The 26,722-nt window shown below is 49.3% G+C and carries 24 protein-coding genes and 1 riboswitch; of the genes, 21 read left to right on the plus strand and 3 right to left on the minus strand.

Annotated elements, in window-relative coordinates:
- The first annotated feature begins 43 nt into the window (after window positions 1-43).
- The 3 genes from torA (ABT58_RS01715) to ABT58_RS01725 all read left to right on the plus strand — a co-directional run bounded on the left by torA (ABT58_RS01715) (window position 44) and on the right by ABT58_RS01725 (window position 4,294).
- Window positions 44-2,575 (plus strand): trimethylamine-N-oxide reductase TorA, encoded by a 2,532-nt coding sequence (gene torA / locus ABT58_RS01715; protein ID WP_047872636.1) that lies wholly within the window; start codon window positions 44-46, stop codon window positions 2,573-2,575.
- A 198-nt stretch (window positions 2,576-2,773) separates the two neighbouring features.
- On the plus strand, window positions 2,774-3,427 hold the full coding sequence (torD, locus tag ABT58_RS01720) for a molecular chaperone TorD (RefSeq protein WP_047872637.1): 654 nt from the start codon (window positions 2,774-2,776) through the stop codon (window positions 3,425-3,427).
- Between the two features lie 210 nt (window positions 3,428-3,637).
- Window positions 3,638-4,294, plus strand: a complete 657-nt coding sequence (locus ABT58_RS01725; RefSeq protein ID WP_053062923.1) for an OmpH family outer membrane protein — start codon at window positions 3,638-3,640, stop codon at window positions 4,292-4,294.
- A gap of 139 nt (window positions 4,295-4,433) precedes the next feature.
- On the opposite strand, the gene ABT58_RS01730 is transcribed toward ABT58_RS01725, so the two are convergent.
- Complete coding sequence (locus ABT58_RS01730) at window positions 4,434-4,622, minus strand: hypothetical protein (protein ID WP_047872638.1); 189 nt, start codon at window positions 4,620-4,622, stop codon at window positions 4,434-4,436.
- 212 nt (window positions 4,623-4,834) lie between these two features.
- On the minus strand, window positions 4,835-5,230 hold the full coding sequence (locus ABT58_RS01735; RefSeq protein WP_047872639.1) for a hypothetical protein: 396 nt from the start codon (window positions 5,228-5,230) through the stop codon (window positions 4,835-4,837).
- A 703-nt stretch (window positions 5,231-5,933) separates the two neighbouring features.
- On the opposite strand from ABT58_RS01735, the gene ABT58_RS01740 reads away from it, so the two are divergent.
- From ABT58_RS01740 to ABT58_RS01785, 10 genes are all read left to right on the plus strand, one after another.
- The gene (locus ABT58_RS01740; RefSeq protein ID WP_047872640.1) at window positions 5,934-6,941 is read left to right on the plus strand and encodes a substrate-binding domain-containing protein; all 1,008 of its coding nucleotides are present in this window, start codon (window positions 5,934-5,936) and stop codon (window positions 6,939-6,941) included.
- 201 nt (window positions 6,942-7,142) lie between these two features.
- Window positions 7,143-7,242, plus strand: a riboswitch (cyclic di-GMP riboswitch).
- Window positions 7,243-7,366: 124 nt separating this feature from the next.
- Window positions 7,367-7,960 (plus strand): TfoX/Sxy family DNA transformation protein, encoded by a 594-nt coding sequence (locus ABT58_RS01745; protein WP_047872641.1) that lies wholly within the window; start codon window positions 7,367-7,369, stop codon window positions 7,958-7,960.
- A 211-nt stretch (window positions 7,961-8,171) separates the two neighbouring features.
- Window positions 8,172-8,564 carry a hypothetical protein gene (locus tag ABT58_RS01750; RefSeq protein ID WP_229821587.1) on the plus strand — a complete coding sequence of 131 codons (393 nt, stop codon included), beginning with the start codon at window positions 8,172-8,174 and terminating at the stop codon, window positions 8,562-8,564.
- A gap of 142 nt (window positions 8,565-8,706) precedes the next feature.
- Entirely contained in the window at window positions 8,707-9,297 is a 591-nt protein-coding gene (locus ABT58_RS01755; RefSeq protein WP_047872643.1) for a carboxymuconolactone decarboxylase family protein, read from the plus strand.
- A 9-nt stretch (window positions 9,298-9,306) separates the two neighbouring features.
- On the plus strand, window positions 9,307-11,508 hold the full coding sequence (locus tag ABT58_RS01760; protein ID WP_047872644.1) for an FAD-dependent oxidoreductase: 2,202 nt from the start codon (window positions 9,307-9,309) through the stop codon (window positions 11,506-11,508).
- A gap of 25 nt (window positions 11,509-11,533) precedes the next feature.
- Window positions 11,534-12,766 carry an ABC transporter substrate-binding protein gene (locus tag ABT58_RS01765; RefSeq protein ID WP_047872685.1) on the plus strand — a complete coding sequence of 411 codons (1,233 nt, stop codon included), beginning with the start codon at window positions 11,534-11,536 and terminating at the stop codon, window positions 12,764-12,766.
- 66 nt (window positions 12,767-12,832) lie between these two features.
- Window positions 12,833-14,668 (plus strand): ABC transporter permease, encoded by a 1,836-nt coding sequence (locus ABT58_RS01770; RefSeq protein ID WP_047872686.1) that lies wholly within the window; start codon window positions 12,833-12,835, stop codon window positions 14,666-14,668.
- Window positions 14,649-15,338, plus strand: coding sequence for an ATP-binding cassette domain-containing protein (locus ABT58_RS01775; protein WP_047872645.1), 690 nt, complete (start codon window positions 14,649-14,651; stop codon window positions 15,336-15,338). Before ABT58_RS01770 ends, ABT58_RS01775 begins: the two co-directional genes overlap by 20 nt.
- A complete protein-coding gene (locus tag ABT58_RS01780) occupies window positions 15,332-15,943 on the plus strand; it encodes a CDP-alcohol phosphatidyltransferase family protein (protein WP_047872646.1) in 612 nt (203 codons plus the stop codon). Before ABT58_RS01775 ends, ABT58_RS01780 begins: the two co-directional genes overlap by 7 nt.
- 117 nt (window positions 15,944-16,060) lie before the next feature.
- Window positions 16,061-16,309, plus strand: coding sequence for a DUF2986 domain-containing protein (locus ABT58_RS01785; RefSeq protein WP_047872647.1), 249 nt, complete (start codon window positions 16,061-16,063; stop codon window positions 16,307-16,309).
- Between the two features lie 172 nt (window positions 16,310-16,481).
- Here ABT58_RS01785 and punR read toward each other — a convergent pair whose 3' ends face one another.
- Window positions 16,482-17,384, minus strand: a complete 903-nt coding sequence (punR, locus tag ABT58_RS01790; protein WP_047872648.1) for a DNA-binding transcriptional activator PunR — start codon at window positions 17,382-17,384, stop codon at window positions 16,482-16,484.
- 142 nt (window positions 17,385-17,526) lie between these two features.
- Between punR and punC the strand changes: the two genes are divergently transcribed.
- From punC to torA (ABT58_RS01825), 8 genes are all read left to right on the plus strand, one after another.
- Entirely contained in the window at window positions 17,527-18,729 is a 1,203-nt protein-coding gene (punC, locus tag ABT58_RS01795; RefSeq protein WP_047872649.1) for a purine nucleoside transporter PunC, read from the plus strand.
- 442 nt (window positions 18,730-19,171) lie between these two features.
- Entirely contained in the window at window positions 19,172-19,900 is a 729-nt protein-coding gene (gene artP, locus ABT58_RS01800; protein WP_047872650.1) for an arginine ABC transporter ATP-binding protein ArtP, read from the plus strand.
- Between the two features lie 80 nt (window positions 19,901-19,980).
- Complete coding sequence (locus ABT58_RS01805; RefSeq protein ID WP_047872651.1) at window positions 19,981-20,712, plus strand: lysine/arginine/ornithine ABC transporter substrate-binding protein; 732 nt, start codon at window positions 19,981-19,983, stop codon at window positions 20,710-20,712.
- Window positions 20,713-20,765: 53 nt separating this feature from the next.
- Window positions 20,766-21,452, plus strand: a complete 687-nt coding sequence (gene artQ, locus ABT58_RS01810) for an arginine ABC transporter permease ArtQ (RefSeq protein WP_047872652.1) — start codon at window positions 20,766-20,768, stop codon at window positions 21,450-21,452.
- Complete coding sequence (gene artM, locus ABT58_RS01815) at window positions 21,449-22,120, plus strand: arginine ABC transporter permease ArtM (protein WP_047872653.1); 672 nt, start codon at window positions 21,449-21,451, stop codon at window positions 22,118-22,120. The genes artQ and artM overlap by 4 nt, the downstream gene beginning before the upstream one ends.
- Before the next feature lie 484 nt (window positions 22,121-22,604).
- Window positions 22,605-22,781 carry a trimethylamine N-oxide reductase system protein TorE gene (gene torE, locus ABT58_RS23635; RefSeq protein WP_082210906.1) on the plus strand — a complete coding sequence of 59 codons (177 nt, stop codon included), beginning with the start codon at window positions 22,605-22,607 and terminating at the stop codon, window positions 22,779-22,781.
- Between the two features lie 41 nt (window positions 22,782-22,822).
- A complete protein-coding gene (torC, locus tag ABT58_RS01820; protein WP_047872654.1) occupies window positions 22,823-24,001 on the plus strand; it encodes a pentaheme c-type cytochrome TorC in 1,179 nt (392 codons plus the stop codon).
- 23 nt (window positions 24,002-24,024) lie between these two features.
- Window positions 24,025-26,505 (plus strand): trimethylamine-N-oxide reductase TorA, encoded by a 2,481-nt coding sequence (gene torA, locus ABT58_RS01825; protein ID WP_047872655.1) that lies wholly within the window; start codon window positions 24,025-24,027, stop codon window positions 26,503-26,505.
- The last annotated feature ends 217 nt before the right edge of the window (window positions 26,506-26,722 follow it).

Below are 26,722 nucleotides of genomic sequence, written 5' to 3' on the forward strand. Positions count from 1 at the left end.
CCCCCCACCCTAGATAAAAAGTCTTCAAACTAAGGATTGCTAAATGGCAACTCAAGTACTTAATAAAGGCGTTACACGCCGCCGTTTCCTATCCGGCATGATCGCTGCAAGTGCAGCGTCTGTGGTGGGTACAAGTCTGCTGGCTCCTCGTAAAGCCATGGCAGCAACTGACACTAAAGCGACTTTCACGGGTGAAGTACTGTCTGGTTCTCACTGGGGTGCATTCCGTGCGAAAGTGGTAAACGGCGTATGGGTTGATACCGTACCGTTTGAAAAAGACAAACACCCTACCACCATGATCAACGGTGTACGTGAAGTGGTTTACAACCCTGCACGTGTTAAATACCCAATGGTGCGTATTGATTGGCTGAAGCACGGCTTCAAGTCAGACACAGCTCAGCGTGGCGACAACCGTTTCGTACGTGTGCCATGGTCTCAGGCGCTGGACTTCTTCTACCACGAAATGGAACGTGTCCAGAACAACTACGGTCCAAGTGCGCTATACGCAGGTCACACTGGCTGGCAGTCTGTAGGTAAACTACACAACGCCGGTACAATGATGAAGCGTGGTATCGGTCTGCACGGTACAACCCTTGGTAAGATGGGTGACTACTCAACAGGTGCTGCGCAGGTGATCCTGCCGTACGTTGCGGGTGCAATGGAAGTTTACGAACAGCAGACTTCATGGCCGCTAGTGCTTGAGCACTCTGACACTATCGTTATTTGGGGTTCTGACCCAATCAAGAACCTGCAGGTTGGCTGGTTGGTTCCAGACCACAGCCCATACGCTTACTACGATCAGCTAGCTGAGAAAGTGAAGAAAGGCGAGATCAAAGTGATCTTCGTCGACCCAGTAGTGACCGACACTCAGAAGACTGTTGGCGGTGAACAAGTGCGTGTTAACCCACAAACTGACGTTCCACTGATGCTGGCTATCGCTCACACGCTATACAGCGAGAACCTATACAACAAAGAGTTCTTGGCTGACTACACCACAGGTTTCGACAAGTTCCTGCCTTACCTACTAGGTAAGACTGACGGCGTTGAGAAGACTCCTGAGTGGGCAGAAAAGATCTGTGGCGTTAAAGCTGACGAAATCCGTGCACTAGCACGTCAAATGGCGTCTGGCCGTACGCAAATCATCGGTGGCTGGTGTCTACAGCGCATGCAGCACGGTGAGCAGTACGCGTGGATGCTGGTTGTTGTAGCAGCAATGCTAGGTCAAATCGGTCTACCTGGTGGTGGTTTCGGTTTCGGCTGGCACTACAACGACGCAGGCTCTATCACCTCTAACGGCCCACTAATGTCAGGCTTTAGCGGTGTGACTGGCGTTCCGCCAATCCACAACGGTTCTTACAACGGTTACTCAACGTTCATTCCTGTTGCACGTTTTGTTGACTGTATCAAGCACCCAGGCACGACCATTAAGTACAACGGTCAGAAAGTTAAGTTCCCTGTGATGAAGATGGCTATCTTCAGTGGTAACAACCCGTTCCACCACCACCAGGATCGTAACAACATGATCGAAGCGTGGCAGAAACTGGAAACTGTTGTGTCTATCGACCACCAGTGGACAGCAACTTGTCGCTTCGCAGATATCGTTCTACCAGCAACGACTACGTACGAGCGTAACGATATCGAACAGTACGGTAACCACTCTAACGCAGGTATCATTGCCCTGCCGAAGATTGTTGAACCAATGTACGAATCAAAAGATGACTTCGAAATCTTCCGTGAGCTTTGCCGTCGTTACGACCGTGAAGAAGCCTTCACAGGCGGTAAGACACAAATGGAACTGATCGAAGAGATCTACAACGGTGCTCGTCTACAGGGCCGTGGTCTTGGCGTACGTATGTCTAACTTCAAGAAGTTCTGGGAAACTGAAGGTTTCATTGAGTTCCCAGAAGGTCAAGAGTGGGTACGTCACGAATCATTCCGTAAAGAACCTGACCTAGAGCCACTAGGTACAGCATCTGGTCTGATCGAGATCTACTGTAAGACTATCGCTGACATGGGTTACGATGACTGTCAGGGCCACCCAATGTGGTTCGAGAAGACTGAACGTAGCCACGGTGGTCCACGCTCTGACATGTACCCATTGAACATGCAGAGTACGCACCCTAAACACCGTCTGCACTCTCAGCTATGTTCTTCAACTGAGCACCGTGCAACTTACGCAGTAGCAGACCGCGAACCTGTTTACATCAACACACAAGATGCAGCAGCACGTGGTATTAAGTCAGGCGACATCGTTCGCGTATTCAACGACCGTGGCCAAGTGCTAGCAGGTGCTGTTGTGACTGACGACTACATGGCGGGTGTTTGTCGTATCCACGAAGGTGCTTGGTACAGCCCACTTGAAGGCGGTAAAGCTGGCACTATCTGTACGTACGGCGATCCAAACGTACTGACACAAGACATCGGTTCTTCTAAACTGGCTCAGGCAACATCTGCTGCTTCTGCGCTGGTTCAGATCGAGAAGTACACAGGTCCTGTTCCTGCAGTGACTGGCTTCAACGGTCCAACAGAAGTGACTGACATTAACCCGCTATTCCCAGCAATGGATCTAGCGTAAGTTAATGCGTAAGAGTCAGAGGCTTCGGCCTCTGACTTTTTCCCTTACGGGATGAACAAAAGCGTTAACAAAACCTATTCACATGTACTAATTTGATAAATACGACTGACTTGTTTTATTTGCATTAGTTTATTTGAATATGTTTTCCTTTACGGTCACTTACCCTACCCGGCCGTAATGCCTTGATGTGGAGAAATCATGAAAGAATTTATTGCTTTCAACGAACAGCGCGCAGAAATCTACTGGTGGATGTCTTCTTTGTTTGCTCGCGAGCTAACTGAGCAGGATATTGCCCAGTACCAAGACGGTGAAATGATCACGTTCTTGTCTGGCCTTGCGATGACCGCAGAGCTGAAAGCGCCGGTTGAGCAATTTCGTGATGCCCTGAAACGTCTTGAAGTCCGTGAAGACGCACAACTTGAACTGGCAGCCGATTTCTGTGGCCTGTTCCTGAGCACACCAAAGAGCGGTGCCCTGCCATACGCCTCGTTGTACGTGGGTGAAAGTGGCCTTATGAACGATAAGCCAGCACAAGATATGCAAGCGCTTATGGAAAGCTACGAGATTGCCCAGCGTAAAGAGTTTAACGAACCGGCTGACCATCTGGCAGTGGAATTAGACTTCATGGGCAACCTGATCATTATGGCTAACCATAAAGCGTCGCTGGACGATGCCGAGCCACTGATGCAAGCACAGCTTGAGTTTATCAACACCATGCTGCTGAACTGGCTGCCACAATTTACAGCGAAAGCGAAACAATACGATAAGTTTGGTTTCTACGCTGCTGCAGCGGAAGTTCTACTGGCATTCTGTCAGCTTGATGTGACTTTCCTTGCAGGTGACGAACAATAACCCTGACTGGCACTAGCCAGCATTCCATCACACTATCTTCGCTTGCCGGCACATGGATTGCCGGCTTTTTTATATCTATTTTTCAGCACCTTTATACCCCCTCAGAGCAGTGTTCAGCTTTCATCCAGCATTCATGACATTGCACTGACATTTCACTCAATGGCATTATATACATTCAAAGCATCAAACTGACTAGCAACGAGCGACATCATGCCAAAAAGTTATACATTGAAAAATCCATCTTCGTCTCGCCTGGCGACATTGGCCAAATTTTCACTGCCTGCATTACTGGTTGGCGCGCTAAGCGTCTCCTTGCCCGCGACAGCCAGCACAACAACGGCGAACAGTACCACTGGCAATGCTGTGACCGCCACTGCTGCGCAAACTGACGTGCTGACAGACGCACAAAAAGCAGCACAGGAAAAAGCCAAAGCGGAAGCGTTAGCGAAGAAAGCGACGATTCACAAAATCAATGCGATTCAGCGCGACCTGACCAGTATCCGTCAGCAAGCCCTGAAGCAACACCCAGAACTGGTTAAACAAGCCAAAGCGCTAGAAACGACCTACAAGCAAAAGGCAGAAGAAATCGGCTATAACCCGGATGCCTTTGTCGCCAAAGCAGAAGCGTTGCAAAAAGAATTGCGTAAGACGAACATGCCGGAAGAAGAGCGTAACAAGTTAGTGAAAGAGTTTGCTGCGGCCAAACAGCAACTTGCCCACCAGCGTCAAGTGCTCATCAGCGACCCGACACTCGTGAGCCTACAAAAGAGCCTGCAGCAAGACACCATTGCCGCAATGAAAGCGTCTGACCCAAAAACAGAAGCGTTACTGACTGAACTACAACAGTTGATTGATTCTGTTCGCTAATCACTAAGCGTGTTAGCCACAAAAAACACCCTGCTGTGTCCATCACAACAGGGTGTTTGTGTTTTTGCCGGTCAATCACTTATCCCTCCATGGGGATATCATTTGCCCGCATCGTCTGTGCCTCTTTACCCTCTTTTCCCTATTCCTCAGTCTCCGACTTCACGGATTTTTCGCCTTGATCCTGAGCAATGGCTTGCCAATAGGGTTCCGCTTCGCACACACAGACATCACACCATACAGGCACATCTTCGTGCATACTGATTTTTCGCGGTGTGTCATGCGCAAAGTGACCAGCAAGGCCAGAACTGTCCAAGTGTTTTACTACCATCCTCACTCTCCCTGCGATGCATTTGTCGCATCACTGTCCCTAAGTATGGCAGCATATGATTAGACCGAAACTCGCACCCGAAGCTCGAACCCCAAGCCCGCAAACACTAAGCCGTACACCCTGCGCTTAGAACTCGCCTGCTTACCTCCCACACGAAATGAGAGGCATAAAAAAACCGGCGCATTCGCACCGGTTTATCGTTGATCGATGAATTACAGCTCAATCGGCTTATTCTGGCTCAGCAGGCGCATACCGCGAATTAACTGGAACAACCACTTCAGCACCGCAACCAACGCAATCACAACACCCACGAATGGGATCACCTTCATCGCGTAATCCAGCAGATCACTGTGTACCCAGTATTCCACACCCGCCAGCATACCGGTCATGGTTGCTGCCGTTACACCCAATACCACGAAAAAGGTAAAAAACATGAAAAATGAACGAATTATCGTGTAGTAATGGGTATAGCTGACTTCATCGGTGCCTTTATTCAGTTTGTAACCAGAATAAATGATCGCAACGATGCCGGAAATAAGTAGAGTGAAGGGGGTCAGGAAGCTTGCGATATAGGCAAATCGCACGCCTGCTTTGTTATTTGTCGACATAGTGACTGTCCGTTCTAACTAGGGTAGTTTTAATTATCACACGGATTTTGGCATCATCAAGGATGGATAAAACAGACGATGATCACGATCAAGAGAATCCGACAGAGTCCGCTATAATCCCCTAAAACAACAACCCCAAATTGCAAATTCACGCTATCTCACTGAATAAATTGGCAAAAAATCATACAATTTATCCAGTTTTTACTTTCTGTCCCTCACCCCTTTTCACGCCTTTTTTTCACACGCTATGCATGCGATGGGGTTCTTACATTTCATTATTAATGATTGACACAGTAACAATCCGTTATCAATCGGTATAGTTGTACACAAAACCCGCATAATCAATGAGATAGAGAATAACAAACGGTAAAAACAGACCATTTTTGATGAAAATTGTCTCGCCAAAGGTTGATGGCTATCAACTATTCTTAGTTAATCGAGCAAGAAAGATTGCACTCTCGGCCACGGTAAGTAAAATGTGAACGCAAGCGATTACACCATGCAAACTGCATGCGATGAGATAGAACACATACATTGGTAATCGCGAGAGACGGAGCCGCTTTATGATGCGGCTTTTTCTGTTTCTACTTCCTGTACCCAAAAGAGCAATGCACTTCGCAGTCATGAGGCATAAGTCCATTGCTCTATTGGGTAAAGTATTCATTATTTGGTCCTCTGACCTTTTATTATTAGAAGAATAACTATGGCAACGATTAAAGATGTTGCGCGTATGGCTGGCGTGTCGACCACAACAGTCTCTCACGTAATTAACAAAACTCGCTTCGTCGCAGAAGCCACGCAGAAGAAAGTACTTGCCGCCGTTGATGAACTAAACTACGCGCCAAGCGCTGTGGCTCGCAGCCTGAAATGTAACACCACGCGTACCATCGGCATGCTCGTAACGAAATCGACTAACCCGTTTTTCGCTGAAGTGGTACACGGTGTTGAAGAATACCTGTACGGTGAAGGTTACACCCTGATTTTGTGTAATACCGAAGGTAACCTGGCAAAACAACGTGACTACCTACGCATGCTGGCAGAAAAGCGTGTAGATGGCCTATTGGTGATGTGTTCTGATCTTGATGAGCAACTGCTTCAATTGCTAGAGCGTCAAAAAGATCTGCCAATGGTGATCATGGACTGGGGTCCAGAAAGCCCACAAACTGACAACATCCAAGATAACGCCGAGCTTGGCGGTTACGTGGCAACGAAATTCTTCATCGAACACGGCCACAAAGCGATTGGCTGTCTGACGGGTCACAGTGAAAAAGTGGCTTGTCGTGAACGCCTGAAAGGTTTCCGTAAAGCGATGAGCGAAGCGGGCCTTACCGTGAACGAAGATTGGCTACTGGAAGGTGACTTTGAGTGTGAATCTGCAGTAAAAGCGGCTGAAGCCTTCATTGCAATGAAAGAACGTCCAACGGCGATTTTCTGTTTCAATGACATCATGGCAATGGGCCTGATCAGTACCTTCCAGCAGGCAGGTATTCGCGTACCGGATGATGTCTCAATCATCGGTTACGATAACATCGATTTGGCACCGTATTTTGCACCACCGTTGACCACTATCCACCAGCCAAAACGCCGTTTAGGTAAGAGTGCGGTAGAAATTTTGATGCAACGTGTGAAAGATAAAACGCATGAAACTCAGGTCTTTGAAATGGTCCCTGAACTTGTGATCCGCAAATCTGTGCGTGATTTAAACAACTAAGCGCCCTTTTTATCTCAAATGCCTAAAAGCGAAGGTTTCCCCCTTCGCTTTTTTTTGTCCCTTTTTTTTCCGAAATGACGTGCAAGAGAACCTCAAAAAAGCCACTAGGAGCAGATTGTAGCGGCAAATAATGGGAGCGGTATCACACTTTTAAAAATGGGAGCAATGTCAAATTTACTTATTACGTTATTCTCATTTTTGTCACGAACAAGGCAAACCACTCGAAAGATTGGGACGCAAAGCTTCCGGCCTAACAGAAATGAATTTCATCTTTTTTTCTCATGGTAGCGGGGTTGCCGATGGATATAGCAATTACTGTCAGAGTGCATCCCTCCTATTCTTTGACAGTATCAAATGCATGCTTTGCTATTTTAGAATCCTCGCTTGTTGACGGTTGACGTATTTCACAACTATCGAGAAGAAGCATGGACAAACCAGTACTTAAAGATTCACTACGTTTATTCTTTGGCGCATTTAAGGACGTTAAATCACGTTCTATGTTTGGCGGATTTGGTATATTCGCTGGCGAAACGATGTTTGCCCTTGTCGTTAATGACCAATTGCACCTACGTGCAAATGCTGAAAACGAAAAAGAATTTAAAAAAGCGGGTCTGACACCGTATGTTTATAAGAAACGTGGTTTTCCAGTTGTAACAAAGCACTACGCTATTCCTGATGCTTGGTGGCAAGATACCAACCTAATCATCGAGCAAGCAAAACGCTCTCTTGCTGCCGCGCAGGTTGATAAAGAAACAAAAAACACAGCAGGTCCAGAACGCATTAAAGACCTACCAAACCTGCGTCTTGCTAACGAGCGCATGCTGAAGAAGGCCGGTATTTCAACGGTAGATCAGCTACTTGAAGCTGGTTCAATTAACGCGTATAAAGCGTTACAAGATACACACACCGGCCCGGTAAGCATCGATATGCTATGGGCGCTGGAAGGCGCAATTAGCGGCCGTCATTGGTCTGTGATCCCACAAGAACGCCGCTCTGAATTATTAGCTAAACTGAGTTAATATAAACAAGTTACATATAAATAAGAGGTTTTATGACCTCTTATTTATATTTCTATGATTACTATCATTTCTTATTCATCTGATTGACAAGACAGTGTCAATTAATGTCAAACATTGAATTATCTCGCAAACCTGCGGGTTAAGCCTTCCATTTTCTTCCAATAGCCCAATACGCTTGTAAAATGATGACCATGTTGTTAAGGGGGTCACCATGCATTATTCCAAGCCATTTCCCGGGCAAAATGAACAAATGTTCAAAGATAAATTCAGTAAGTGGCCTCGCCTTATGCGCCTGCTTGTATTACTGAGCCTCCTGCCTCCGACTATTCTGTTATTTCTCGTCCACAGTGAGTTAGCGCCCATTAAAGCGTTACATGACGTATTAATGGCCGTGACAACCCTCAATGTTGCCCTGCTCTTTTGGGGCTTAGTACTGAAAATTCGCGCCCGCAAATATTGGTATCGCAGCTACCACATCGGCAAGACCATGTTGCTGGCTATCGTGCCGATCATGGCCTGTGGCTATATCCTGCTCAAGGAGCCACCCAAAAGCCAAATGGGTCAACAACCGCTGTCGCGCACTGTTCAAATAAGCATCAATTAAACACCGTGTAGACACTTTTTTTCTGTTTTCTGAAATTTATTCGGCCTCCTCAAGGTCTTTGTCTCATAACTCCCTGATAATTTCGGTAATATTACCCTTTATCAGGTTGCTCACTGACACATAGACAATCACAGAGGTTCCCTTGCGCATTTCAGCTAAACGTCAATACTCCATTCTGATCAAACCGCTGTTATGGCTACAGCAGCGCCACTATGGCAAAGTGCTTAACCCTGCGCTGCTATGGGGCCGCAAACCCGCTCTATTCTGGCTTGTTGCCGGTTTCTTCGGCTTCTTAGATCGTAAACGTTCCCCGTTAACCCCTGTCCTGCGCTCACTGGTTTGTGTTCGCGTCTCACAACTTAATGACTGTGCGTTTTGCGTCGATGCAAACGGCATGAAATTGGCAGAACGTTGTGACTCGGAAGAGAAAATCAAAGCCCTGGCCAATTGGCAGCACAGCGATCTATTTACCGAGCAAGAACAAGCGGTTTTGTACTACACAGAAGCGATGACGATCACAGGTCAGCGCGTGACGGACGAAATGCTCAACACGCTGAAACACTGGTTCGATGAAGATGCTATGGTTGAGTTAACCGCTCTGATTGCCTTTCAAAATCTGTCAGCGAAATTTAATACCGCGCTTGATGTCCCTGAACAGGGATTTTGTTCATTACCGATTCAACCCAATGCGGCAGAGCACACCACCTCGCCTGCCGACAAGGATGAACACTAGGAGCTCGTCATGAACAGAAAAAAAATGCTGCTGGCAGGGATTCTCCTGTCATTGATCGGACTATGGATTGGTTTTGACCTCGGCCAATACTTCACGTTAGAACAAGCCAAAGCGCAACAGATTGCACTGCAAGATACCATCGCACATTCACCGCTGTTATCGAGCCTGATCTTCTTTATGCTTTATGTCGCGATCACCGCTCTGTCTGTACCGGGTGCGGCCATCATGACCTTGCTCGGCGCCGCTTTGTTCGGTTTCTGGTGGAGTCTGTTGCTCATCTCGTTTGCCAGCACCATCGGTGCCACTCTGGCCTTTTTGTTCAGCCGCTATATTCTGCGTGACTGGGTACAAGAACGCTTTGGTCACCGTTTAGCAGCCATCAATACCGGGATTGAAAAAGAAGGCCCGTTCTACTTATTCAGCCTGCGTTTAATCCCTATCTTTCCTTTCTTTTTGGTCAACCTGCTTATGGGCTTAACCCCGATCAGCACACGTCGTTTTTACTGGGTCAGTCAGGTCGGTATGCTGGCGGGCACTATGGTGTACATCAATGCGGGTACACAATTAGGCCAAATCGACACCCTCTCCGGGACCATTTCGGCCCCTGTGTTAGTGTCGTTGGTGCTGCTGGGCATTTTCCCTTTCATGGCCAAAGCCATTATGGGCTGGGTAAAGCAACGCCAAGTGTATGCTAACTGGGAAAAACCGACGCACTTTGATCAAAACATGGTGGTCATTGGTGCCGGTGCCGGCGGCTTGGTCAGCGCCTATATTGCGGCAGCCGTGAAAGCGAAAGTCACGCTGATCGAGCGCCACAAAATGGGCGGGGATTGTTTGAACACGGGTTGTGTGCCGTCCAAAGCCCTCATTCGTGCCGCGCACGCGATGTCAGAAATTACCCATGCTAAAGAATTTGGTATCACCACCGGAGACGTCAAGGTCGACTTTCAACAAGTCATGGCCCGTATTCATAACGTCATTACCAAAATTGAGCCGCACGACAGTGTGAGTCGTTACACCGACTTAGGCGTGAACTGTATCCAAGGGGATGCCACCGTGCTGTCACCCTGGGAAGTCGAAGTGAACGGCCAGCGCATTACCACCCGCAATATTGTGATTGCCACCGGGGCTCGCCCATTGGTGCCCAATATTCCGGGGCTGGATACTGTAAATTACCTAACCTCTGACACGGTGTGGTCACTGACCGAACAACCAAAGCGCTTACTGGTACTGGGCGGCGGCCCGATTGGCTGTGAATTGGCCCAGAGTTTTGCTCGCTTGGGCAGTCACATCACCTTGGTGGAAATGGCCGACCAAGTGCTGATCCGCGAAGACAGCGATGCGGCAGCATTAGTGGCTGACAAGCTGGTTCATGATGGCGTTGATGTTAAAACCGGCCATAAGGCGGTGTCCTTTGCCTCTTTCACTGATGAGCAAGGCCAACAGATTCAACACGCGGAATTGGAAGATCGCCACGGTAACATCGTGACCGTCGAATTTGATGCCGTCATGGTGGCCCTTGGCCGTGTGGCGAACGTGAAAGGGTTTGGTCTTGAGGAACTGGGGATCACCACCACAGAACGCGGAACGGTTGAGGTGAATGCGTACCTGCAGACTCAGTACCCGAACATCTTTGCTGTCGGCGATGTCGCAGGGCCATTCCAGCTCACTCATGCGGCCGCTCATCAGGCATGGTATGCGGCGGTGAACGGTTTGTTTGGTACATTCAAGAAATTCAAAGCCGATTACTCTGTATTACCTGCGGTAACGTACACGGCACCTGAACTGGCTCGTGTGGGCATCAATGAAAAAGAAGCCATTGAAAAAGGCATCGCGTTTGATGTGGTCACTTATGGCATTGATGATTTGGATCGCGCCATTACCGATGGTACCGATGAAGGCTTCATCAAAGTCATTACGCCAAAAGGCAAAGACACCATTCTTGGGGCAACCATTGTGGGACATCATGCCGGTGAGTTACTGGCGGAATTTACCTTAGCCATGCGCCATGGTTTAGGGCTGAACAAAATTTTAGGGACGGTTCACCCTTACCCAACCATGAGCGAAGCCGCCAAATACACCGCAGGCGTCTGGAAAAAAGCCAATGCCCCACAAGGTGTGTTAGCGTGGGTTGAGAAATACCACGGCTGGATGCGCCGCACGAAGGCAAACGACAACACAGCACAAAAAACGGAAGAAAAACGTGCTTGATGATAAACAGGGAACCCAACGCGTCATGAAAAACACACTGATTCGACTGGCCTTGGCCAGTCACCTTGCCCTCGCCGCTCACACGACGTGGGCAGCGGAGGATGTTGCTACCACAACGGCATCACTCTCGCCGTCTACCCCTTGGGCTGAGATTGAAAAACAAGCCTATGGGCAAACCGTTTACTTTAATGCCTGGGGTGGCAGTCAAGAAATCAACGATTACCTGCGCTGGGCGGGTCGACAGCTTAAATCCCAATACGGGGTCAACCTGAAGCATGTCAAAGTTGCCGATATTGCAGAAACCTCGCAGCGCTTGCTGGCCGAAAAAACCGCCGGAAAAAACAGTGGTGGCAGTGTCGATCTAGTATGGATCAACGGTGAAAACTTCCGTTCCATGAAACACAGTCACCTACTGTACGGGCCGTTCGTCGAAAACCTGCCTAATTGGCAATACGTGGACAAAAGCCTACCGATTGATCGCGACTTTACAGAACCGACAGAAGGCCTTGAAGCACCGTGGGGTGTGGGACAATTAGTGTTTATTCACGACACAGAAACATTGAAAAATCCCCCGCACAGTTTTGCGGAGTTACTGGACGTGGCAAAAGCCCATCCGGGCAAAATCAGCTACCCACAACCACCGGAGTTTCATGGCAGCAGTTTCCTGAAAGCCGCACTGTTAGAGCTCACTGACCAACCGGAAGAGCTCTACAAACCCATTGACAGTAACACTGAGCAGCAACGGTTTGAACGCGTCACCGCACCACTGTGGGCGTATTTAGATCAGTTACACCCTGTGGCTTGGCACAAAGGGCAGCGTTTCCCGTCGGGGACCAGTGAAACAGTACAGTTGCTGGATGATCAACAATTACTGTTGGCGATCACCTTTAACCCGAATGCCGCTAATGCCGCCATAGAGCAAGGTAACCTGGTTGAGACAGCGCAAACCTATGCGTTTACACAAGGGGCGCTCTCTAATATTCACTTCTTGGCGATCCCGTGGAATGCGAGTGCCAAAGCAGGGGCGCTGGTTGCCATCAACTTTTTACTGAGCCCTGAAGCGCAAGCACGTAAGGCGGATGCCACCTTATGGGGCGATCCGTCGGTATTAACATCAGAAACCTTGGCATACACCAAAAAACACAATCGTGATGGTAAAGGCACACAGGGGTTTAGCTTATATAAAGCCATTCCTGAGCCCCACCCAAGCTGGTTAACCGCCATTGAACTGGAGTGGCAAAAACGTTACGGCAGTTAATGATTAACAGCCCCCATGCCACTGTTTCGCCGGGAGGGTAAGCCCCTCCCGCTGTTTGAGTTTATTATGATCCATCTGCTGTACCTGCTCGCTCTGCTGTTGTGTGTTGCACCACTGATCCCAGGGCTATTAGGCGTTGTGTTACCCGCTGCCTCTTGGTTGCCACCCTTAGGCCTCAATTCCCCCAGCGCGGTCGCTTGGCAACAACTACTGAGCTGGCCGGGACTCGGTGAATCTATCGCATTATCGCTTTTCACCGGCCTAGGAAGCACGCTCCTCGCACTGCTCTTTACCTTCTTTATCTTGCGCCGTTATTGGGATACCCCACAATGGCGCCGGTTAGAAAACACCTTGTCCCCGATGCTTGCATTGCCACATGTGGCTTTTGCGATCGGTTTTGCCCTGCTGTTTGCGCCAACCGGTTGGTTTTTCCGACTGCTTGCAGCCAGTGGCTTAAATACAGATAACGCCATCAATGTGGTGCAAGACCCTTATGGGATCGGACTATTGATCGTTTTGGCGATCAAAGAGACGCCGTTTTTGCTCCTGATGAGTATTGGGGTGCTGCAACAATTGCAGGTCAAACGCTTGCTAGCCGTTTCCACCAGCCTCGGATGTACCCATCATGAGAGTTGGCACAAAGTGATTTTGCCCTTATGGCTGCCGAAGATGCGTCTGCCGTTACTGGCGGTTGCCGCTTATGGTTTATCTGTGGTCGATATCGCGCTGTTTTTGGGGCCACAGCGTCCCTCGACGTTTGCCATTCAAGTCTGGCATTGGTTCAATGAACCAGACTTACAACTGCTGCCCCGTGCGGCGGCTGGCGCGTTATTGTTATTGGCGATCACCCTCAGTGTACTGCTTGGTTTGCGTGGGCTCGAATGGCTGCTCGTTCGAGGCACGCGCGCGTGGCAACTGAACGGGCCGACAGCTTCAACCTATTGCGGACTCGTTTCTACATCTCATGCTGTGAATGGAAGGTATAACGGTGCAGGCTCTCCACAAACGCTGCACCCAGCATTGATCACACGCCTTAGGGGATGTGCGACTGCACTTCGCCGTCGCATCCCTCTGTTCGCCCCTTTTGTCCTGATCCCGCTTTTGGTGATCCCGACATTATTGGTGTGGTCGTTTGCCCAACGCTGGCGCTTTCCTGATCTTCTGCCTAGCCGCTACAGTTTTCGCTTTTGGGAACAAGAACTTGAGCCCTTGCTTACGCTCACCGGTCACAGTATGCTCCTTGCACTTGGCAGCGGGCTGATCGCCTTAGTGCTTACTATCGGTTGCCTGGAATACAAACAACGTTACCACCGGGCGATCCCTTATTGGATCCTGGCCATTCCTCTTGTCACGCCGCAGCTATCTCTGCTGTTTGGCATACAAGTGGCTACCTACTGGGTACCCGGGCAACATTTTGGGTTATGGGTTTTCTGGAGCCACCTGTTCTTCGTGTTTCCATACCTGTATTTATCACTGGAAGGGGCATGGCGCAGTTACGATGTCCGTCTCGACCAATGCAGCCGTAGTTTAGGTAAAACGGCATGGCAAACCTGGTGGCAGGTGAAACGCCCTATCGTACAGCCCGCTATCTTGATGGGATTGGCCGTGGGGATCAGTGTCAGTCTGGCGCAATACCTGCCGACACAAATGCTGGGCGCCGGCAGGATCAGCACCATCACCACAGAAGCCGTCGCTTTAGCCAGCGGGCAAGACCGCCGGGTCATGGCGATTTATGGCCTGCTGCAGGGTCTACTGCCGTTACTGTTTTTTGGTCTTGCGGTGTTCATTAACCGACGAACGTCCCGTTACTCATCGCCGTATTCATCGCAAGGACATGGGCCAAGCGATACATCTTCAACACACTCAGGGAGTCACCACGCCAATGACACTGTCCGTGGATAATTTCACGCTCTTTCAGGGCGAGCATCAACTCTTTGGCCCCTTGTCTTTTACCGTATCACACGGTGAAGTGTTCACGCTGATGGGGCCAAGTGGCTGTGGTAAATCGACGTTATTAAACGCGATTGCCGGTCACCTGACCCCACCGTTTCACTTTACCGGCAATATCACACTGGCTGAACAGGCGGTGCTGCCATTGGCATCAAACGAACGCAAAATCGGCCTGCTGTTCCAGGACGATTTATTGTTCCCCCATCTAACGGTGCGGGAGAATCTGATGTTTGGTTTGCCTAAGCGGTATCGAGGCGCAGAACGGCAAGCACGTGCTAACGAGACGTTAGCCGCTCTGTCGTTAAGTGAACAAGCCGACAAATTACCGCATGCCCTTTCCGGCGGACAGCGTGCCCGCATCAGTTTGATGCGCATGCTATTGTCTGAGCCGCAGGCTGTGTTACTGGATGAACCGTTCAGCAAATTAGACAAAACACTGCGCACCGCATTCCGTCAGTTCGTGTTTGAACAAATTCAGGCTCGCCAGATCCCGGCCATTATGGTCACTCATGATGAAGATGATGTCCCCGCTGACGGGCGCGTACTCCATTGGCCATGGCCAACAAGCACCGTTGACGCTGGATCTTCTCACTCGCATTCACAGGAACCCCCTTCATGTTAGATCGCTACGCCATCAAAGTGATTCGATGGCCGCTGAACGCCCTTTCTGCCCTACCGGATCGTCTGGGTATTACTGCCAATCAAGTCACGCTCAGCGGCTTTGTGATCGGCCTGTGTACCCTGCCTGCGCTGATGATGCAGGAATACCTCTGGGCACTGGGGTTTATTCTCGTCAATCGCATTTTTGATGGGTTAGACGGGGCGATTGCTCGGCGACAAGGGATCACCGATTGCGGTGGGTTTCTCGATATCACGCTGGATTTTTTGTTTTACTCACTGGTGCCGTTTGGCTTTGTACTGGCCAATCCGGAAGCGAATGCCGTGGCGGGCGCTTTCTTGATTTTTGCTTTCATTGGTACGGGATCGAGTTTTCTCAGCTTTGCCATCATGGCCAGCAAACGCAACATTGAAAGCCCGGTGTATAAACAGAAATCCCTGTATTACATTGGCGGGTTAACCGAAGGCACTGAGACCATTGCCTGTTTTGTGCTGTTTTGCTTACTCCCCCAACACTTTGCACTGATTGCATGGATTTTCGGTAGCTTATGTTGGGTCACCACCGCCACCCGCATCTGGGTCGGCTACCAAACGCTGAAACAGCCATAAAGCCTGTATTTCCATCCAAGATGGATCGCTTGGCAAGGTGATGAAAAACAACGCCCCTTGCCAAGCCCATTTTTCTCGCTACAATCGTCGCTCATTTTTAAAAGATACGACTTACCCATGAACCGTAAGAAGAAAATCAATGAAGCGCTGAAGAAACACCAGAAGCGCAAGAATGCTAAGTTACACCGTAGCAATAAGCCTCGTTACATTTCTAAAGCGGATCGTGCCAAATACGAAGAGCCAGCAAAAGCGGCCGGCATGACCATTGAAGAGTACATGGATTCTCTGAAAGACGCAGAAACCGAACAAGCAGCAGCGGCTGAAGCGGCAACCTCTGAAGACGCAGCTGAAAAAGCAGACGCTTAATGCAGAACTAGAGCGTTGAGCTCTGAGTTCTAGGCGCTGGGTTCTTGGCACTAAGTTCTGAGCACAGGCCTAACTGGCAGTAAGTGAACATCGGGCTGACAATGCTGACAGGCATGCCAATCACGAGATTGGCATGCCTGTTTCGTTTATGGCGCTTATCCGAAAAGAGCGATCAACGCATCCATTCACGGTGCAGCTGCTCACTGTCACCCAGATACGCCAATAGCCAATCAATGGCCGGGTTCTGGCTTTCTTTATTCCACGCCAAACAACACGGGCTGACCGGCGGCTTCACGGCCAATTGCTTCTCCACCAGCTCTCCACTGGCAATTTTCGGCAAAGCCATATGCTCTGGCACCACACAGATTCCCAAGCCGGATTTCAAACACGACATAGCACTGTGCCAATTGGGCACCATGATACGGCGCTGGTTATCCATCAACCACGTGGTTCGTTTGGGTAACACACGCGATGTGTCTTCCAAACAAATCGCCGGATACTGCGCCAATTCGTGCGCTTCCAGCTCATGCTCTGCACGCGCTAACGGGTGATCGGGCGAAACAACAAAACGCCATGCCAGCACGCCCATATCGCGATAATCAAAATGGCCGCTAACAGGCACAGCAGCAGTGGCACCAATGGCAATGTCGGCCCGTCCGTCCGCCAGGGCATCCCATACCCCGTTAAACACTTCCATGGTCAGGTGCAATTCCATATCCGGAAACTGGCGGTAAAAGTCACGCACCAGCGTATTCACGCGGCTGTCACGCACTACCGTGTCTAACGCCACCGACACACTGTGCGACCAACCATTCGCCACACGCTGGGTTTGCAGCTTTAACTGCTCCATTTGCTTAAGTAAGCCACGCGCTTCTTCAACAAAATAGGCCCCAGCCGGCGTCAATTGCACCTGACGATGTAAGCGAACAAATAAATCGACAGCCAATCGCTCTTCGATGGCTCTGACGGTGTAACTGATCGCACTGGGCACGCGATGCAGCTCTTCTGCCGCTGCGGAGAAACTGCCGCGTCGGGCGACAACATCAATCACTTGCAGGTCATTATACGAAAACATTGATCTATCCCTCACCGCAATCGTTATCGCGACATTTGACATCAAATTTTTTGAAAGCAATGGTGAAATTTTACCGTTTCACACCAGGGAAAACCATCGATAAACTACACAATATAGTAATACAGTATATAGATACCCTTTTATGACTAACCAACCTTCTAAAATTACAACATTGTGGTTTGCCTGCCTCAGTATGCTGGGCTTTTTGGCGACTGACATGTACCTCCCTGCGTTTGAAACCATTCGCGCCGATTTTAATACGTCACAGTCTTTGATTGGTTTGACGCTCAGTATCTTCTTATTGGGTATGGCATTAGGCCAGCTGATCTACGGCCCACTGTCTGACCGTATCGGCCGCATCAAGGTGTTGATGGGTGGTATGACACTGTTCAGCATCGCGTCTGTATTGTGTGCATTTGCGCCTAACGTAGAAATGATGCTATTGGCCCGTTTTGCACAAGCTCTGGGCGCATGTAGTGCGACCGTGATTTGGCAGGCTGTGGTTATTGACCGTTACGAAGGTAAAGTGTCTGAGCGCGTATTTGCCACCATCATGCCGCTTGTCGCCTTGTCTCCTGCTTTGGCGCCACTTGCGGGTGCAATGCTGGAAGGTCAGTTCGGCTGGCGCAGCATTTTCGTCGCATTGGTTGGCTTTGGTGCTGTTTTGGCCATCATGACGCTGAAAGAGCCTGAAAGTGCTAATTTGGACAAAAAACAGGAAAAAATCACGGTACAGCTTCGTCAAGACTACCGTCAGATCCTGAGTTCAAAAAAATTCATTGGTAATATGATTATCTTCGCCGCATGTTCTGCCGCGTTCTTCTCTTACCTAACCGGTTCACCATTTGTGATGTCAGCAATGGGTTACTCAGGTGCTGATATCGGCTTGAGCTACGCACCACAAACGGTGGCGTTCATCGTAGGTGGTTACGGTTGCCGTATGCTGCTGAACAAATATGACAGCCAGCAACTGCTGCCATGGATTCTGAAATTGTTCGTGGGTAGCGTGACAGTGATGTTCCTGATCTCAATGAACACAGAACCAAAAACCATCTGGCCAATCCTGATCCCATTCTGCTTCCTGGCGGTAGCGAACGGTGCGATTTACCCAATCATCATCAGTAAAGCGTTGGAAGATTTTAAAAACTGTAGTGCAACTGCAGCCGGCCTTCTGAACTTCCTGCAAACCATGGTGTGTTTCGCAGCCAGCGGTCTGGTATCGGCTTTCGCTATGTACGGCCTGATGACCGTCACCACAGCCATGTTCATCACTGGCTTCCTGGCACTGATCGGTTACGCCTTTGTGGTTAAAGCCCGCAACGAGCTAGCACTGCAGACAGCCTAATCACCGTTAGGATTGACTGAACCTCATTAAGCCACCTTCACTGTAAGGTGGCTTTTTTGATCCCGCTGCTTTTTACCGCCACATTGTTAGCTCATTCTCTACCGCTTTTCTCATCGCCCTCTCTCGCATCATCCCGGATGTTTTAACTGCTATTTCCCGATGACGCCTTCATAGCTCAACGATGTTTGTGACGCATCCAACCTGTCGCACATTATGCACTTTCGCATAAGTTCGCACTTAGGGCTTATTGTTATGCTTATCCTTATTCAGCATCTGTTGACCAAACTCAGAAAAACCGAAGATTAAAGTGGTAAATTCAAATGCATATAGTACATTCATTGAACAACTGCGATCGTGAAAAGATTTTTTATACAATTTTCTTGCATAAGATCTCACTATCGGTAATATGAATCACAGATGACAATTAATGCAGTAAGTCAGCATGAGTATTCAAGTTAAATCTATCAATAAATTTTACGGTGACACGCAGGTACTCCATAACGTTGACTTCACTTGTCAACAAGGCGAAACCTTAGTGTTGTTGGGCCCAAGTGGTGCAGGTAAGAGTTCATTACTGCGTGTGTTGAACTTATTAGAAACCGCAAACAGCGGTGAATTAAGTATCGTGAATGAAGCGTTCGATTTTTCAAAACCGATCTGTGAAAAAGCGGGACTGAAATTACGCCGTAAAGTGGGCATGGTCTTTCAGCAATACAACTTATGGCCCCACCTGACGGTCATGGAAAACCTGATTGAAGCGCCCATGAAAGTGTTAGGACAAGATAAAGCCACCGCAACGCAAGAAGCGATGACTATCTTGACCACCTTGCAACTGGCCGACAAAGCCAATGCCTGGCCACTACAACTGTCTGGCGGACAACAACAACGGGTAGCGATTGCCCGCGCGTTAATGATGAAACCGGAAGTGTTGCTGTTTGATGAGCCAACCGCTGCGCTGGATCCGGAAATCACCAACCAAGTGGTGAGCATCATTAAACAACTGAGCGAAACCGGCATTACACAGGTCGTGGTGACTCACGAAGTGGATTTTGCCAAAAAGATTGCCAGCCATGTGCTTTATCTTGAAAAAGGCCACATGGTGGAACACGGAACCAAAGAGGCCTTCACGCACCCTGCGACCCCGCAGTTTGCCGACTACCTCAACCATTAATTTTAGTCTTACTTAATTTTATCTCACGGCGCATCACACCCTGACGTGATGCTGCACATAACGACGCATGGAGTATCGCGATGAAAAAACTACTACTCGCTTCTATTATTGGCCTGACTGCATTTAGCGCAACCGCACAGGAAGAAATCAAATTCGCCATGGAAGCCACATACGCCCCGTTTGAATACATGGATGAGAACAACCAAATTCAAGGTTTCGACGTGGATCTGGCTAATGCCCTTTGTGATGTGATTGAAGCAAAATGTAGCTTCCACAACCAACCTTTTGACAGCCTGATCCCTGCGCTTAAATTCCGTCGTTATGATGCAGCTATTTCAGGGATTGATATCACCGAACAACGTTTGAAAGTCGTGAACTTTACCGATGCGTACTACGACAACTCTGCCGCTTTTGTCGCCATTAAAGGCAAAGTTGCGGATCAAAATGCCCTACAAGGCAAGCGTGTGGGTGTACAAAATGGCTCAACTCACCAGAGCTACCTGACTGAGCAAATGAATGGTGTGACGGCAGTTCCTTATGCGAGCTATCAAGACGCCTTCATTGATATGCAAAATGGCCGTATTGATTCTGTGTTCGGTGACACAGCAGTGGTTGCAGAATGGTTCAAGAAGAACAACAACCTGGTGTATGTCGGCGACCAAGTCACTAACGCCAAATACTTCGGTAACGGCTTTGGTATTGCCCTGAACAAAGACAACGAAGCGCTGCTTAACAAGCTTAACGCAGCATTGAAAACCGTCAAAGACAACGGCACTTACCAGCAAATCTTTGACAAATACTTTGGCGAATAATGACTGCCGAGGTACCCGTTACATCAGCAAGTCTGTTTATAAGTGAGTAATATATGGCGTTATCAGGTTATGCCCTGACGCTACTGGAAGCGAGCTGGGTGACCATCCAGCTCAGCTTCGCCAGTGTAGCTGTCGGTTTAGCATTAGCGGTCCTGTTTGCCGGTGGTGAGATGTCTCGGTATCGCGTCATCGCCTGGCCAACCACAGCGTTAGTCACGGTACTACGTGGTTTGCCAGAACTTTTGATTGTTCTGTTCATTTTCTTCGGCTCCACCCAAGTGCTGTTTATGATCACCGGCGAGTTCATTGAACTTAGCCCGTTCATCTCCGGGGTGATCGCCCTATCACTGATCTTTGCTGCCTATGCCGCACAAACCCTGCGGGGGGCATTGAAAGCCGTTTCTAATGGTCAACGCGAAGCAGCAAGCGCCTTGGGGATCAGCAAACACCATGCATTTATTCGTATCGTCTTGCCACAAGCCGTACGTCACGCCTTACCCGGCTTAACAAACCAATGGCTGGTGCTGCTGAAAGACACCGCATTAGTGTCTTTGATTGGCGTCACCGATTTGCTCAAGCAAGCGCAGTTAACCGCCGCTGCTACACACGAAAGTTTTACTTGGTATGCTTCTGCTGCGGCCGTGTATCTCGTCATTACGTTGATCACACAGCGTTTTGTGAAAGTGCTTGATAAGAAATACAGCGTGCAAGACGGCAACACACAAGGGGCAAGCGCATGAATGAACAGCATATCTGGCAATTAGTCCATGGCTTGGTCACCAGTTTAGAATTAACCGCTGTGTCACTGTTGGTGGGCTGCCTGTTGGCGCTGGCCATGACAATGACCCTGATCCTGCGCACACCGGTTCTGCACTGGCTTAGTCGCGGCATCATTACCCTGTTCACTGGCACCCCTTTGCTGGTACAAATCTTCCTGATTTACTACGGTCCAGGACAATTTGATGCCGTGCGAAACAGCATTGCCTGGGAATGGTTAAGCCAACCGTGGTTCTGTGCCATGTTAGCGTTAGCCTTGAATACGGCGGCCTACAGCAGCCAGTTATTCAAAGGGGCGTTTAATGCGATCCCTTCTGGCCAATGGCAAGCGTGCCGTGCATTAGGTATGGACACCAAGGTGACGTTAGGGGTATTGCTGCCCTACGCGATTCGCCGTGCTATTCCGGCGTACTCCAATGAAGTGATTCTGGTATTCAAAGGCACCTCGCTGGCCAGTACAATCACCATTATGGACATCATGGGCTATGCCCAACGGATCAATGCCCAAACTTACGACACCTTGGTCGTGTTCAGTGTCGCAGGCGCGTTCTATTTAGCAGTGAATGGTTGCTTAACGCTTATTTTTCGTCAGATCGAGAAAAAAGCCCTCGCGTTTGAAACCGCACGTTAGCATTCATCGATATCACTTCTTCAATCGCCTATCAGCCATAAAATTCCCCCTTTACCGGGAATTTTATGGCTGACTTTCCATGGCACTTTACGTGTCATGGGATTTGAACACTGAAACACAAAAGCACACATCTCATTCACTACGCGCCCTGTTTTTCATACATTGCAATAGTTTCTTTCTCGGAATGTATGATATCGATTACATTTTCACGCATTCTATACGATAAAATGTGTAAAAACCGTACCCCATTCCTTAAATCCAACAAAACCACATTTTCATATTTTTTAATAATTGATCATTTATAAATATATTTATTATTTATTTATTCACCTTTCCGTTTCACTTCAAAAAACCACACTCTGCTTATTAATTCTTGTGCCTAACGCATTGAATCGCAGAATCTCCATCCCTTACCATTCCTTGAAAATATATTTATCACTTTTATGAACTCCCATTATTCCCTCCTGAACAGGCAGATAACTCTATGGATAATCGTCTTAGCATGTCAGATAAAAAGGTGAAAACGCGCGAATGGATGGCTTTTTTTTTCATCACCGTTGTCCTTTTCCCGCTCCTCAGTGTCATCGCCGTCGGTGGTTACGGTTTTACCGTCTGGATGTTGCAGCTCTTTGTGTTTGGACCTCCCGGTCACGGGATCTAACGCAAAAGCACTATCAAGGAACGACATAAAGAGAATCAACAATGAAAGCATTTCTAAAAAAAGCATGGCAGACGTTTTCGCGTCCAAGCGTGCACATCAGTTTGGGTGTTTTAACCCTTGGCGGCTTTATTGCAGGCATCCTGTTTTGGGGTGGGTTTAATACGGCACTTGAAGCCACCAATACCGAAGCCTTCTGCGTCAGCTGTCACGCAGATAACGTCGCCCCAGAATACGCAGGCACCATTCACGACAAAAACCGCTCAGGGGTACGTGCCACTTGTCCGGACTGCCACGTACCGCATGATTGGACCGCAAAAATCTCCCGTAAAATTCAAGCCAGCAAAGAAGTGTTCGCGCACGTTGCCGGTTTTATCGACACGCCGGAGAAATTTGAAGATCGCCGACTCACTCTGGCCCAGCACGAATGGGATCGCTTCAGTGCCAATAAATCACTGGAATGCCGCAATTGCCATGACTACGACGGCATGGATTTCAGCAAAATGTCGGCAACAGCCCGTGTACAAATGAAAAATGCCGCTGAGCGTGACCAAAGCTGCGTGGACTGCCACAAAGGGATTGCGCACCACCTGCCTAAGAACATGGATAGCAGCGGCGGCTTGGTATCAGAGCTGATGCAACTGGCCAATCAAACCCGTTACCGTGATGGCGAAACGGTATACAGCGTGCGTTATCTGCCCGTTTATGAAGACAGCGCCCTAACCAAAGAAGCCGGACTGTTGAATCCTGCATCCGCAGTGAAGATCTTGTCGGAAAACAAAGATGCTGTTGAAGTCGAAATTGCGGGCTGGCGTAAAGACAAAGGCTATGGCCGCGTGATTCAGGAAGACTTCGGCATGAACATCGCGGTGGCTTCACTGCTGAAAGAGAGCGCACAGAACGATCAGATCGTCAGCCGCTACGAAGAGAAAGTGGATGAGCTGACTGGCCTGCCATGGCAGCGTGTGACAGCAACAGTGTGGATGCCAAAAGATTCCCTGATCAACGACATCACACCGGTATGGGAAAAAGCCCGTTCGGCTTACACCACCAACTGTTCGGTCTGTCATACCCAACCGGCGGAAGCCCATTTTGATGCCAACACTTGGCCGGGCATGTTCAACGGTATGCTGGCATTCGTGAACTTTGACCGTGACAGCGAAGCCCTGGTACTCAAGTACCTGCAAAAGCATTCGTCTGATTTTTCTAAAGACGCACACTAAGCAATGGATGGAGTAACCTCACTATGTCTTTAACCCGAAGAAGTTTCCTTAAAGGCCTGGCGACCACCAGCGCAGTGGGCGTCATTGGCCCAAGTTTATTGACCAGTCATAAAGCGTTTGCGGTAGAAACCACTGGCTCGTGGAAGGTCTCTGGCTCTCACTGGGGAGCATTCCGTGCCCACGTGTATGCAGGGAAAGTACAAGATATCCAGCCGATTGAAGTCGATCAGCATCCGACCGAAATGCTTAACGGTATCAAAGGGATCATCTACAGCCCTTCTCGTGTACGCTACCCCATGGTGCGTTTAGAGTGGCTGAAAAAACACAAATACAGCGCAGAAACCCGAGGTGATAACCGCTTTATTCGTGTCACGTGGGATGAAGCCTTAGATTTGTTCTACCGCGAACTGGAACGTATTCAAAAAGACTACGGTCCATGGGCACTGCATGCCGGACAAACGGGCTGGCGTCAAACTGGCCAGTTCCACAGCTGTACCAGCCACATGCAACGCGCGGTGGGTATGCACGGCAATTTCATCACCAAAGTCGGTGACTACTCGACAGGTGCAGGCCAAACCATTCTGCCGTATGTGCTGGGTTCTACCGAAGTGTACGCACAAGGCACCTCGTGGTCTGAAATTCTGGATAACAGCAAGAACATCGTGCTGTGGGCAAATGATCCCGTCAAAAACCTGCAGGTGGGCTGGAACTGTGAAACCCATGAGTCGTACCCGTTTCTGGCGCAATTAAAAGCCAAGGTTGAAAGCGGCGAGATCAATGTCGTATCGGTCGATCCGGTCAAGAACAAAACCCAACGTTATTTGGGTAACGATCACCTCTACATCAACCCGCAAACTGATGTGGCGTTCATGCTGGCGGTCGCCCATACCCTGTACAACGAAGAGTTGTATGATAAAGACTTCATCAAGATGTACTGTCTCGGCTTTGAAGACTTCATCAATTACGTTCAGGGAAAAACCAAAGATCGTATCGAAAAATCCCCGGAATGGGCGGCACCGATCTGTGGCGTATCAGCCGATGGCATTCGAGACTTTGCCCGTATGCTGGTTTCTGGCCGTACGCAAATTTTGTTTGGCTGGTGTATTCAACGCCAGGAACACGGTGAACAACCGTATTGGATGGGCGCAGTGATCGCGGCCATGGTCGGGCAAATTGGCCTGCCGGGTGGCGGGATTTCCTATGGTCATCACTACAGTGGCATTGGTGTGCCTTCAACCGGCTTTGCCGCGCCGGGTGGTTTCCCACGTAATGTCGATGAGGGCTTTAAACCAAAGTGGGATAACAACGACTTTAATGGCTACAGCCGCACCATTCCGGTTGCGCGTTGGGTAGATTGCCTGTTAGAGCCGGGCAAAACCATCCGCTATAACGGCAGCAACGTGATCCTGCCAGAGTACAAAATGATGGTGATCAGCGGTAATAACCCGTGGCATCACCATCAGGATCGTAACCGCATGAAGCGTGCTTTTCAGAAACTGCAAACCGTGGTGACCATTGATTATGCCTGGACGGCTACCTGTCGCTTCTCAGACATCGTACTGCCTGCCTGTACCCAATTTGAACGTAACGATATTGATGTCTATGGCTCCTACAGTGGCCGAGGTTTGCTGGCGATGCACAAACTGGTTGATCCGCTATACCAGTCAAAATCGGACTTTGATATCTTTACCGAACTCACCCGCCGTTTCGGTCGCCATAAAGAATACACCCGTGGCATGGATGAAATGGAATGGGTACGTTCGCTGTACGCCGATTGTCAGGCGGCCAACAAAGGCCAATTTACCATGCCGGACTTTGATACATTCTGGGCGCAGGGCTTATTAGATTTCGGCACTGGTAAACCGTGGGTACGCCACGCCGATTTCCGTCAAGATCCTGAAATCAACGCCTTGGGGACACCGTCAGGCTTTATCGAAATCACCAGTCGTAAGATTGCTCGCTATGGTTACGACCATTGCCAAGGGCATCCGATGTGGTTTGAAAAGAGCGAACGCTCTCATGGTGGTCCAGGCTCTCTGAAACATCCGTTTTGGATGCAATCTTGCCACCCGGATAAGCGCCTGCACTCTCAAATGTGTGAGTCGGAATCTTTCCGTGCCACCTATGCGGTACAAGGGCGTGAACCGGTTTACATCAACCCGGAAGACGCGGCAGCCAAAGGCATTCATGATGGCGATCTCGTACGGGTATTTAACGACCGGGGACAATTGCTGGCCGGTGCTGTGCTGAGTGACAGCTACCCTCGCGGTGTGATCCGCATTGAAGAAGGCGCTTGGTATGGCCCGCTGAATGAAAAAGTCGGTGCAATTGACACCTATGGCGATCCAAACACCTTAACGCAGGACATTCCGTCGTCGGAACTGGCACAAGCCACCAGCGCCAATACGTGCTTGGTCGATTTTGAAAAGTACACCGGTACCGTACCACCGGTCACCGCGTTTGGTGGGCCGATTGAAGTGAGCCAGACCTTAACACAGCTATAGTCGGCCATTCGATAATCACACTAACAGTACGCCCTCGTCCCAGCTTAACCATATCTCATCGATGGTCGGGATTAGGGCGTTACTTTTCTCACATGACCATGTCATAGCGCCTCCTCGGTTTACACTCCAGGCGTATGATCATCACGCTTTTCTCGAACAACATCACACCCACTTATGCCACATTGACGCCTGAAACGGTCAACTTCTGCCCGTTTTT

The sequence above is a fragment of the Photobacterium aphoticum genome (assembly GCF_001029435.1).
Lineage (GTDB): Bacteria > Pseudomonadota > Gammaproteobacteria > Enterobacterales > Vibrionaceae > Photobacterium > Photobacterium aphoticum.